Annotated in this window: 4 protein-coding genes, 1 tRNA gene and 1 pseudogene; 4 read left to right on the forward strand and 2 right to left on the reverse strand. The window is 65.9% G+C overall.

Translation table 11 applies throughout. The features are described 5' to 3' along the window. Positions 1–9: 9 nt before the first annotated feature. Both QZ149_RS05480 and QZ149_RS05485 read left to right on the forward strand, forming a co-directional pair. The gene (locus QZ149_RS05480; protein ID WP_291450287.1) at positions 10–2,031 is read left to right on the forward strand and encodes an ABC transporter permease; all 2,022 of its coding nucleotides are present in this window, start codon (positions 10–12) and stop codon (positions 2,029–2,031) included. 475 nt (positions 2,032–2,506) lie between these two features. Further along, a complete protein-coding gene (locus tag QZ149_RS05485; RefSeq protein ID WP_291450288.1) occupies positions 2,507–7,081 on the forward strand; it encodes an acyl-CoA dehydratase activase-related protein in 4,575 nt (1,524 codons plus the stop codon). A gap of 161 nt (positions 7,082–7,242) precedes the next feature. Here QZ149_RS05485 and QZ149_RS05490 read toward each other — a convergent pair whose 3' ends face one another. Both QZ149_RS05490 and QZ149_RS05495 read right to left on the reverse strand, forming a co-directional pair. Next, a complete protein-coding gene (locus QZ149_RS05490) occupies positions 7,243–8,853 on the reverse strand; it encodes a glycoside hydrolase family 2 TIM barrel-domain containing protein (RefSeq protein ID WP_291450290.1) in 1,611 nt (536 codons plus the stop codon). A gap of 254 nt (positions 8,854–9,107) precedes the next feature. Continuing rightward, positions 9,108–11,117: an oligopeptide transporter, OPT family gene (locus QZ149_RS05495; RefSeq protein ID WP_291450291.1), complete on the reverse strand. Its 2,010-nt coding sequence runs from the start codon at positions 11,115–11,117 to the stop codon at positions 9,108–9,110. A gap of 228 nt (positions 11,118–11,345) precedes the next feature. Between QZ149_RS05495 and QZ149_RS05500 the strand changes: the two genes are divergently transcribed. Together QZ149_RS05500 and QZ149_RS05505 are read left to right on the forward strand one after the other, a co-directional pair. Continuing rightward, positions 11,346–11,435 (forward strand) — tRNA-Ser (locus tag QZ149_RS05500). Positions 11,436–11,799: 364 nt separating this feature from the next. After that, a pseudogene (locus tag QZ149_RS05505) lies at positions 11,800–12,129 on the forward strand (IS256 family transposase); the annotation flags it as partial.

Raw genomic sequence — 12,129 nt, forward strand, 5'->3', positions numbered from 1 at the left:
CGTCGACGTATGACCTCATGCAGGACGCCCGCCGTCAGCCCCCTGCCCATATGGGCGGGGGGCCTCGGCGCGCTCGCCCTGTGCTTTCTGGTCCTGCCCCTCGCGTTCATGCTGGGGCGCGTCAACTGGGCCAGCTTGGGGACCACGCTCGCGACGCCCGAGGCCGCCGCCGCCCTGAGCTTGTCGCTGCGCACGTGCGCCGTGGCCCTCGGCGTTGACCTCCTCCTCGGGGTGCCCGCTGCCCTCATCTTGTCCCGCTCGTGGCGGGGCGTGCGCGCCGCCCGCATCCTCGTCGCCCTGCCGCTCTCGCTGCCGCCCGTCGTTGCCGGCATCGCGCTGCTCTCGGCCTTCGGCAGGCGCTCGATGCTGGGTGCCCTGCTGAGCAGTGCCGGCCTCGACATCGCTTTTACGACGACAGCCGTCGTTATCGCGCAGGTCTTCGTTTCCCTGCCCTTCCTCATCGTCACCCTCGAATCCGCGCTGCGCGCCCGTGAGCGCGGCCTCGACGAGATGGCCTCCTCCCTGGGGGCCTCGCCCTCGCGTGTCTTCTGGCAGATCACGCTGCCGACCGTTCTGCCCGGCCTGGGGCGCGGTGCTGCCCTTGCGCTGGCCCGCTGCCTCGGCGAGTTCGGAGCGACCCTCACGTTCGCGGGGTCCATGCAGGGTGTGACCCGCACGATGCCGCTCCAGATCTACTTGGCACGCGAGTCCGACGCCGACCTGGCCCTCGCGCTCGGCGTCGTGCTCCTCGGTGTTGCAGCACTCGTCGTTGCGCTGACGGAAACCCCGTGGGGGAGTGTCGCCTCCCTCGTGCGTTCACGTCTGTCATCGACGAGGTCGGGGTGCGGTTCTGCGTCCGGGGTTGACTCGGGTGCTCGCGCCGAGGGATCTCTGGCGGCTGACCCGGAATCCGGCATCGGCGATTCCGGTGAAGACGCTTCCGCCGCCGCTGTCCACGTCGCCGGGACGGTGAATGAGCGCGGCTGGGACGTGGATGTGCAACTGAGCCCCGGCCTCGTGACAGCCGTCGTCGGGCACAACGGTGCGGGCAAGTCTACCCTCGCCCAAGTTGTCGCCGGGACCCTGCGGCTCGACTCCGGCCGCGCGCAGATCGGCGAGCGCCTCGTCGACGACGCCGCTACCTTCGTGCCTGCGCGGCGGCGCGGCGTTGCCATGGTCTCCCAGGCACCGTGCATCTTCACGCACATGAGCGTCCTCAACAACGTCGCGTTCCCGCTACGCGTGCGCGGCGTCGGTCGAGCTGAGGCCCGTGCCGCCGCCCTCGAGCAGTTGCACGCCGTGGGTATCGCCGACCTCGCCCACAAGCGTGCCTCCGACCTGTCCGGCGGCCAAGCCGCCCGTGTCGCCATCGCCCGCGCACTCGTGTTCCGCCCCGATGTGCTCATCCTCGACGAGCCGACCGCCGCCCTCGACGTCGAAGCCACCGCCCAGGTCTCCGCCGTCCTGCGCGAGCGCCTCACGGGCGCGGGCATCACGACCCTGCTCGTCTCGCACGACATCGCCGAAGTCCTGGCCCTCGCTTCCCACATGATCGTCATGGGGGAGGGGAGCATCGTCGAGGAAGGCGAACCCGCCCGCGTGCTCGCCTCGCCCACGTCGGTGTTCGCGGCCCGCCTGGCCGGACTCAACATCGTCACCGGCCCCGCTGTCGCCCGCCCCGGCCTCGTCGGCGTGCGCGTCGGCGAGGGGACGCTGTGGGCGGCCTCCGACGGTACCACCTCCGGAGAAGAGTCGGCGCGCATCGCTCTGACCTTCCCACCCGAGGCCATCGCCCTCTCCCGTGAAGAATCCCACGCCTCGCCGCGAAGCGTCCTCCCCGGCGTCGTCGCAGGCATCGACGTCAACGGCTCCCTCGTCAGCGTGCGCGTCGCGCTCGCGGGCGGAGTCTCGGTGACCGCCAGGGTCACGGCGTCCGCGTGGGCCGACCTGGGCCTCGGTGTCGGTGATTCCCTGTGGGCGAGCGTCAAGGCCACCCAGGTCCGTGCAATCCCCGTCGCCGCCCGTGCGTGAGTCGGGGTGTACGTGTCGTCTCTTGGCGGATGCTTCCTACGCGACGCGCGCTCACCTGCTATTTCCGAGTGTGGGACCTCTGATCCGCACGCTAACCCGCTGTTCCGTACGCAGGCGGCCCTGCCCACGTGCAGGTAAGAGGGTTTACGTGCGGAATAGAGGGCTAATGGGTGGAAGAGTGGGGCACGGCGTGCACCGAGGCCATGGCGCGGTGGGTGCGGCAGACAGCGCGGTGCCGCGTGGGCGCAGGCAAACTGGGCAGACCGCTATCTTGTCGAAGAGTCTAATTTTGGAACCCTTCATATGTTGTAATTCTTGTCGGGTGTGTTGTGCTTCCCCTCCGTGCCCTTCGCTGTCGGACAGGTGATTTTCCCCGGTTCTATGCCGTTTTACTGTGGTTTTTAGGGAAGGGAATCCATACCTTTGACGGGGCAATACCCGCGACCTATGTTGTTGGGTGATTCAAGGAGGTCCCATGACAACACAGGGTCACCACGAGGCCACGCGCCCCTACCAGCTCGGCATCGATGTCGGCTCCACGACGGTCAAGGCCGTCGTCCTGGATGGAAACCGTCGCCTCTTCTCTGACTACCGTCGTCACAACGCCGACGTGCGCGCATCGCTCGGGGCCCTCCTCGCCGACGTCGAGCGCGCCCTGCCCGGTGCCCGCGTCCACGCGGCCATCACCGGCTCCGGCGGTCTGACGACCGCCCGCGCCATGGGAATCCCCTTCGTCCAGGAAGTCATCGCCGGGACCGAGGCCACCCAGCGCCTCCACCCCGAAGTCGACGTCGTCATCGAACTGGGCGGCGAGGACGCCAAGCTCACCTACCTGCACCCCACCCCCGAGCAGCGTATGAACGGCACCTGCGCGGGTGGCACCGGTGCCTTCATCGACCAGATGGCGACCCTCCTGCACACGGACGCCTCCGGCCTCGGCGAGCTGGCGACCCGCCACACCCAGCTCTACCCGATCGCCTCGCGCTGCGGCGTCTTCGCCAAGTCCGACATCCAGCCCCTCATCAACCAGGGTGCCGCCCACGAGGACCTGGCCGCCTCCATCTTCAACGCCGTCGCCACCCAGACCATCGCCGGCCTGGCGTGCGGGCGCCCGATCCGCGGAACTGTCATGTTCCTCGGTGGCCCTCTGCACTTCCTGCCCGCCCTGCGCGAGGCCTACAAAGCCCTCCTGCCCAAGGCCGATGCCTTCGTCACCCCCGATGACGCCCAGCTCTACGTCGCGATCGGCGCGGCCCTCCTCGCGCAGAAGGAGGCCGCCAAAAAACAACGTCAGGCCGAGGAAGCGGGCGCGACCCCCGTCGACACCCGCGGCGAGAAGCTCACGACCCTCATGGAGCGCCTCGCCGCCGCCCCCGTGCAGGTCGAATCCCCGCGCATGGATCCGCTCTTCGCGACCCCCGAGGACCGCGAGGAGTTTATCGCCCGCCACAGCCTCGACGTCATCCCCAAGGCCAGCCTCGACGAGGCCGAGGGCCGCTGCTGGCTCGGCATCGACGCGGGCTCCACGACGATCAAGGCCGTCGTCATCGACTCCCAGGACCGCATCGTGTTCACTCACTATGCCTCCAACGAGGGCGACCCAGTGGCTGCCGCCGTCGACATCGTGCGCGCCGTGAGAAGCGCGCTGCCCGAGGGCTGCGAGATCGGCCGCTCGTGCGCGACCGGCTACGGCGAAGGCCTCGTCAAGGCCGCCCTGACCATGGACGAGGGCGAGATCGAGACGATGGCCCACTACCGCGCAGCCGAATTCATTTGCCCCGGCGTCACCTCCGTCATCGACATCGGCGGCCAGGACATGAAGTACCTGCGCATCCGCGACCACACGGTGGACTCCATCTCCGTCAACGAGGCCTGCTCCTCGGGCTGCGGCTCCTTCCTGCAGACCTTCGCCCAGACGATGGGCACAGACGTGCGCTCCTTCGCGCGCATGGCTATGGAGTCCGAGTCCCCCGTGGATCTGGGCACCCGCTGCACGGTGTTCATGAACTCCTCCGTTAAGCAGGCGCAGAAGGAAGGCGCGGACGTGCGCGACATCAGCGCCGGTCTGTCCTACTCCGTCGTGCGTAACGCCCTCTACAAGGTCATCAAGCTCAAGGAGCCCTCGGACCTGGGTGAGCGCGTCGTCGTCCAGGGCGGCACTTTCCTCAACGACTCGGTGCTGCGCGCCTTCGAGCTGCTCACCGGCCGCGAGGTTGTGCGCCCCGACATCGCGGGCCTCATGGGCGCGTACGGCGCCGCCCTGACCGCGCGCATGCACGACACGGGGGAGGGGACCTCGTCCCTGGCCACGATCGAGGTCCTTGAAGGCTTCAGCGTCGACACGACCCGTAAGACCTGCCGCCTGTGCCAGAACCACTGCCAGATGACGATTTCGACGTTCTCCAACGGCGAGCGTCATGTGTCCGGCAACCGCTGCGAGCGCGGCGCGTCCCTGGAGCGCGTGCCCAAGAAGTCGGAGCTGCCCAACCTCTACGACTGGAAGTACAAGCGGATCTTCGGCTACCGCCGCCTCACCGAGAAGAAGGCGTTCCGCGGCGACATCGGCATCCCGCGCGTGCTCGGCATGTACGAGAACTACCCGTTCTGGTTCACGATGCTCACCGCGTTGGGCTTCCGCGTCATGATCTCGGGCCGCTCCAACCACGACCTCTTCGAGACCGGCATGGAGTCCATCCCCTCGGAGAACGTGTGCTACCCGGCCAAGCTGGTCCACGGACATATCGAGTCCCTGCTGGACAAGGGCATCACGACGATCTTCTACCCCTGCGTCGACTTCGAGCAGAAGCTCACCGAGTCCGAAAACTCCTTCAACTGCCCCATCGTGGCGACCTACCCCGAGGTCATCCGCAACAACATGGAGCGCCTCTTGGAGCCGGGCACCCAGTTCATCAGCCCCTTCGTCAACTTCGGCAACCGCGAGTACCTGCCCGCCCACCTGTCCAAGACCTTCAAGCAGTACGGCTACGACATCCCCGTCGAGGAGATGAAGGCCGCCCTCGACAAGGCCTGGGAGGAAGACGCCGCCGTCAAGGCCGAAATCCGCGCGAAGGGCGTCGAAACCATCGAGTGGATGCGTGAGCATGGCGTGCGCGGCATCGTGCTGGCGGGCCGCCCCTACCACCTTGACCCCGAGATCAACCACGGCATCCCCGAGGTGATCGTCGGCCTCGGCATGGCTGTCCTCACCGAGGATTCCATCATCGATGCCCGCCTCGAACGACCCCTGCGCGTCCTCGACCAGTGGTCCTACCACTCGCGCCTCTACGAGGCCGCCGCCCGCGTCGGCGACGAGCCCGACCTCGAAATGGTCCAGCTCAACTCCTTCGGCTGCGGCGTCGATGCGATCACCGCCGACCAGGTCCAGGAGATCCTCGAAGGCCGTGGCGACGTACATACCGTCCTCAAGATCGACGAGGTCTCCAATCTGGGTGCGGCGAAGATTCGCCTGCGTTCCCTCGACGCGGCGATCACCGAGCGCGCTTCCCTTGCCTCCACTATTGACGAGGCCGGGGCCGGGGACGGCGAAAACGGAGCGGATGGAGCGGAACTGGCCCCCGCCTCGTCCGTGGGCTTGGTGTCGGGTTCCGTCGACACTGCCACCCTGCGTGACCCGTCCGGCGACGCCGCCCGCGAGGAGGCAGCCGGCCACATCCAGCCCCGCGCCGTCTTCACCGAGGAGATGCGCGAGGCCGGCTACGAGATTCTGGCCCCCCAGATGTCCCCGATCCACTTCCGCTTCCTCACCCCGCTGTTCGCGAGCGCGGGCCTGAAGGTGCGCGTCCTCGAGCACACGAGCCGCACCTCCATGGAAGTCGGCCTGAAATACGTCAACAACGACTCGTGCTACCCGGCGATCGTCGTCATCGGCCAGCTCCTCGACGAGTTCATCTCCGGGCGCGCCGACCCCGACCGCACGGCCGTGGGCATCACGCAGACCGGCGGCATGTGCCGCGCCAGTAACTACGCGGCCCTGCTGCGCAAGGGCCTGCGCGACGCCGGATACCCGCAGGTCCCCGTTATCGCGCTGTCCGTCCAGGGCTTCGAGGACAACCCGGGCTTCCGCCTGGGCGTCACCCACATCCACAAGGCCATCCAGGCCTTCGTCATTGGCGACGCCATCCAGTCGATGCTGCTGCGCGTGCGCCCCTACGAGGCCGAGCCCGGCTCCGCGATGGAGCTGTACCGCACGTGGGACGGCTACGTCCAGGAGTGGATCACGTCGGGACGCGTCGGTGCCCTCGGCGGACGCACCTCCTACGGGAAGCTCATCCGCGAATGCGTACGCGCCTTCGACGCCCTGCCGCTGCGTGACATCCCGCGCAAGCCGCGCGTCGGCCTGGTCGGCGAGATCCTCGTGAAGTTCCACCCCGACGCCAACAACCACGCTGTCGACGTCATCGAGGCCGAGGGCTGCGAGGCCGAACTGCCCGGCCTCATGCAGTTCTTCCACAACTCGGTGGCGACCGCCGCTTGGGACAAGGAGAACCTGGGCATCGACGGCAAGCAGCGCTACATCATGCCGATCGTTTTGTGGGCGCTCAAGAAGTACGAGAAACCCGTGCACCGCGCGTTCGCGGCCACGAACGGCAAGTTCGAGGCGCACCGGCCCATCGAAGAAATGATCGAGCATTCCCAGGACATCGCGCGCCTGGGCAACCAGGCTGGCGAAGGCTGGTACCTGACCGCCGAAATGGTCGACATGATCGAACACGGCTGCCCGAACATCATCTGCGCCCAGCCCTTCGCGTGCCTGCCCAACCACATCGTCGGCAAGGGCATGTTCCGGGCGCTGCGCACCCGATACCCCGAGGCCAACATCGTGGCCGTCGACTACGACCCGGGCGCCTCCGAGGTCAACCAGCTCAACCGCATCAAGCTCATGCTCGCCACCGCCCTACAGGACCCGGAGGCGCGCGACGGCGACGTGTTGCAGCTCGTGGACGTCGAAGAGCCGGCATCGTGCGGCGGGTCCGGCTCCGTCATGCTCGGTATGCCGACCATCCCGACGAGGCGTGCAGCCTTCCGCTGAACGTTTCGTTCCTTCGTTGACGAGGCCTGGGTTCCCTCCAGGGCCTCGTCGCCTGAGGAGGCCCTCCCCGGTTCCTGGCCACGGCCTCGTCGCGCACAGACAGACGTGGGGGGCGACTCGAGCGAGTCACCCCCCACGCATCTATCCGACTGTTGGCACGACTACATCGACAAGTCTCCGTGTGCGATTTCAAAGCCCGCCGGTGCCCACCCCGTGCTGTAGGACAGGCGCACCGAGACCTCGCGCAGCCCCGGCGAAGGCCACGGCACCGAGAGGAAACCCGTCTCTCCGGGTGCCACATCCAAGGATGCCGAGTACTCCCACGTCACGCGACCCTCGTTGACGACGCGGCACAGGAACTCCAGATCCGCCGTTGACGTAAACGTCATGTGGTTACGCACCATCACCCCCGAATACGAGGGCGCAACCGTCACCGGCGCGTAGTGCAGCTCCTCGCCGCGCACTTTGCGCAGGTCCGGGAAGCAGGCCTGGGAGTACTCCGCTCGTGTCGGATCGAGCGAGCGGGCGGCGCGGACCTCGTCCTCCTCATCACCCATCGCCCAGGCGATGACGCTCGGGTGCGCGCGGTCGCGGCGGATCGCCGCTTCGATTGCCTCGTCGCGTGCGACCCCCGGGCCATACAGGGCTGACGTGCAGTCGATGATGTACAGGCCGTACTCGTCGGCCAACTCCAGGAAACGAGCATGCCCGGGTGCGTCGGTGATCACAACCGTGTTGACGCCGTGGCGCTTACACCACACGATGTCGTCGAGCATCTCCGGCAAGTTGACCGCCAAGCCCGTGCGCCCGTCGCACTCGTTGCGGGTGACGCCCCGCAAAATCAAGGCCTTACCGCCCAGGGTCACACCCTGGGACGTCGCCTCAATGCTGCGGAAACCGAGGTCAAGGGACACCGTGTCCTTGATCCCCTCCTCGTCGCGCAGCGTCACGATCAACCGGTACAGCGCCGGCTCCTCCGCGCTCCACGGGAGCACCTTGAGTCCACGAGCCTCGAACACGTCGTCAGGCGACCCGAAGGCAGACCATAGCTCCGCCTGCTCGGCCTCGTTCACTAAGGTGGCGTGCACCTCGACGCCGCCCGTGGTCTCGACGCGCAGCGTCAGAGCACCCGCGCGCCCGTCGTGGGACGCCACCGGCACAAGATCCACAATGTGTGCCGGGGGACGCGCCTCCAGCGACACCTCGCGGAACAGGCCGTGGCAGCACACCGGCGAATCCATCAGCAAAACAGCGAGCGTATGCGTGTGGGTGGGCTGTAGCGCGTGGGTCACGTCAAAGGCGGCAGGAATGAAACCATCCGCACAGAAACCAACGAAGGTTCCATCAACCCACGCGTAGAGAGGACCCGAGAACCCGCCGAAGGTCAAGGTCATCATCCAACCGCGCTCAACCGCCTCCTTCAAGGGAGCATCGAAGATGAATTCGCGACGCAGAATCGAGGCGCGCGCCAGGTCGCAGGACTCTGTGTCGTCGAAACGGGAGGCGTCCTCCTCGCGGGTCTGGACCTCACCGCGCATCCACGTGCCATCCAGCTCCAGGATGCCGGGCACGGATGTCGCGCCGAAATGTTGATAAGAAGGAGCCCTCTCAATGAGCTCCGAGGCGGTGCCAGTGACACCGGTAACCTGCCAGGTGCTGGAGAGCAGCTGGAGTGGCCTGCGTGACCTCCACGTCGCGTGCACCGTCAAACGGTTCACCGACGCCCCTGGGTCCCGCAGCCACGTGACGTCCGGTTCCAGGATGTGACTCATGTTATAAAAGTATCATTCTTTTGTTAGTCATGGGAGCTTAAATTTTACTGAATTGCAGTCAAATGTGCCTTGACATGGGCTTAGTCCCCAGGTGTCAAGCGATGCGGTGGTCACATCGTGGGATTTATGTCCGTCCCAGTGGGCGTAAGTTCCCACCCGCTGGGGGCAGATGAGCACATAAGGAACCCCGGCCTCGTCCATGGTGAGTGAACGAGGCCGGGGAAAAGTGAGTGACCGGGTCAGCCCAGAGCGGTCTACTCCGCTGCCTTCGCCGCCGAGTCGCGATCCGCGTCGCGCGTGATCTTACGGGCAAAGCCGTACAGCAGCCACGTCGCACCCGCGAAGAACACAATACCGAGCACGTTTGCGATGGGAGTAAAGCCATCGTGAATGAACGGCAGCGCCAGCGGGGATTCCGACCCCGTCGCGCCCGCGATACCCGCGTAGACAACGCCGAACAGGGACTCGCCCACGATCAAGCCCGTCGCAGCCAGCGTGCCGAAGCGCTTCGCGCGCTCCACGTCCGCCTGCTTGTCAGCCCACCTGTTGTACAGGAAGCCAATCAGGCCGCCGATCGGGATCAGGATCGTCAGCGACGCAGGCAGGTAGATGCCCATGCCGACGGCCAGCGGAGGCAGGGCCAGCTTGCCCTTCGAGGCGGGGCGCAGGACCTCGTCAATGACGATGACGACAACGCCGATCGCCGCGCCAATACCCAGCAGCTTCCAGTCGATGCCGCCGCCGAGCACGCCCTTCGCGAGCGAGGAAATCAGCGAGGCCTGCGGGGCCGCCAGCGCGTCCGGGCCAGCGCCCGGCGCACCCTGGAAGCCGAAGGAGTTCTGCATCAGCTCCAGAACCGGAGGAATGATCAGCGAGCCGAAGACGACGCCGATGACCAGGGCAACCTGCTGCTTCCACGGGGTCGCGCCCACCAGCTGGCCGGTCTTGAGGTCCTGCAGGTTATCGTTCGCGATCGTCGCAATGCAGAACACGATTGCGGAGGTGAACAGCGTGTAGGCGATGAGCGCTGTGTTCTCTTCTGTGGTCGAACCGCGACCGTGCACCGCCAGGATGACGACCGCCGTGATGACGACGACCAGCAGGCCCACGCCCGACACGGGCGAGTTCGACGAGCCGATGAGGCCCGCCATGTAACCGCACACTGCCGCGACCAGCAGGCCGGCGAGCAGGATGAAGAGGACCGAGACGGCGATCAGGACGGCCGTGTTGTGCTCGATCTGCGTGCCGCGCATGAACCACCACAGCAGTCCGGCGATCGGAACCATGGCCACGAAGATGGAAACGATGACCCACTTGCCGGGGATGTCCTGCTCGGTGCGGTCGATCTGGGCGCCCGCCTCCTGTGCGCCGCGTGAGGCGCGCAGTGACTCGGACATGCCGCGGACAATCGGACCCATGATCTTGATGAGCGTCCAGATAGCGGCGATCGCCATGACGCCCGCACCGATGAAACGCACATCCGTCTTGAAGACCGTCGACAGAGCATCGGTCAGGTCCTCAGCGCCCTCCAGCTGGCCGTTCGCGTACAGGGGCAGCAGGACACCGTAGGAGATCACCATGCCGATGAGCATCGCAACGCCCACCGTCATGCCGACCAGGTGGCCCACGCCGATGAGCGCGAGCGACAGGGAAGTCGAGAGCATGGTGCCCGTCGAGCCGATCCTGAAGGCGGCGCCGACCTCGGAGGCCGTCACCTTCAGGTAGCCGAACAGGGCCATCGCCGCCGAGGCCAGGGCACCCCAGGTGATCGCCAGCAGGCCGCGCTTGTTGTCCTCGCCGGCCTCCTGGGAGTCGCCGACCTTGAGGATCTCAGCGCCGGCCACACCCTCGGGGTATGGCAGGTCCGAACCCGTCACGAGCGCGCGACGCAGGGGGATCGAGTACATGACGCCCAGTGAACCGCCGACCGCGCATACGAACATGGTCTGCCAGTAGGGGAAGCCACTCCACCAGCCCACGATCACGAGGCCGGGGAGGACGAAAATGACAGCCGACAGCGTGCCCGCCGCCGACGCAATCGTCTGGACGATATTGTTCTCCTGGACCGTGTGGTCGCCCCAGAATCGCAGAACTGCCATCGAAATGACGGCTGCCGGGATCGAGGTCGCGAAGGTCAGACCAACCTTCAGACCCAGGTACACGTTCGCGGCCGTGAACACCAGCGTGATAATGCCGCCGATGATGATGCCGCGGAGGGTCAGTTCTTTGAGCGACGTTTGCTTCGCCGCAGTTGGCGCAGACACGAAAAATCCTTTCGCTGCGTTGAATAGATACCCTGCAAGAGTAGAGCATGTATGCGTTGTCGTGAATGGTATGCGGTTACCTAATTGTGTTTTCAACCGTTCTAAATGCTGAGGTGGTGCCCGTGTTGCGTGCTGCAGTGTGATCTTGTGACGTTGTGTGGCCCTGATCCCAGACTTCCCGGTCGATTTGCGCTCTGTGGGGGTCCATGTAGTAGAGTATCCGGGTAAGGTAGCGTGTCCGAGCGGCCGAAGGTGCAGCACTCGAAATGCTGTGTGGTGTCACAGCCACCCTGGGTTCAAATCCCAGCGCTACCGCCACTGCCGCCCGGCCCCGATGGGGCCGGGCGGTTTTGTTATGCCTGGATGGTGTGTGGGCGCGTGTGTGCGTGCTGGGGTTATAGGACACTACGTGTTGCTGGAAGGGTGACTTTTTGGCTTTCTGGTGCGGGAAAGTCGGTGTTTTAGTTGGTTGGGACCAACTATGAGGATGGACAGATCGTGTTGCTAGCAGGGTGACTTTTCGGCTTTGTCGCGCGGGAAAGTCACTATTTTAGTTGGTCGTGTTTGCCTCGTTCTTGTGAATACTGCATCATGCCCTGTGTGTGGCTGTCCCATGATCCGTCACGGTAAGACGTCAACAGGTCGTCAGCGCTGGCGGTGTCAACCCTGCAAAATCACGACGTTGAACGAAATAGACTCCACGGCCAAGCATCTTGATGAATTCGTGGCCTGGCTGCTGGGTCGACGTCGTCAGGCGGATTTGCCTGGCGGGGGCCGCTCGTTTCGCAGCCGTTGTGAGCCGTTGTGGCAGTTATGGCCTTTTAGCCCGATCATCGATGAGGTTCATGACGTCATCTTCGTTGACGGTATCCACCTGGGCCGAGGCGCCGTGGTGCTCATCGCCCAAACACCCGATTGTGTGCTGGGCTGGTATGCGGCTAGGAGTGAGAATTCTCGGGCCTGGGGCGCGCTCATGAGCCGGATCGCGCCACCGGCCCTGGTCGTCACCGAC

It is taken from the genome of Actinomyces sp. ICM47, assembly GCF_905369875.1.
Lineage (GTDB): Bacteria > Actinomycetota > Actinomycetes > Actinomycetales > Actinomycetaceae > Pauljensenia.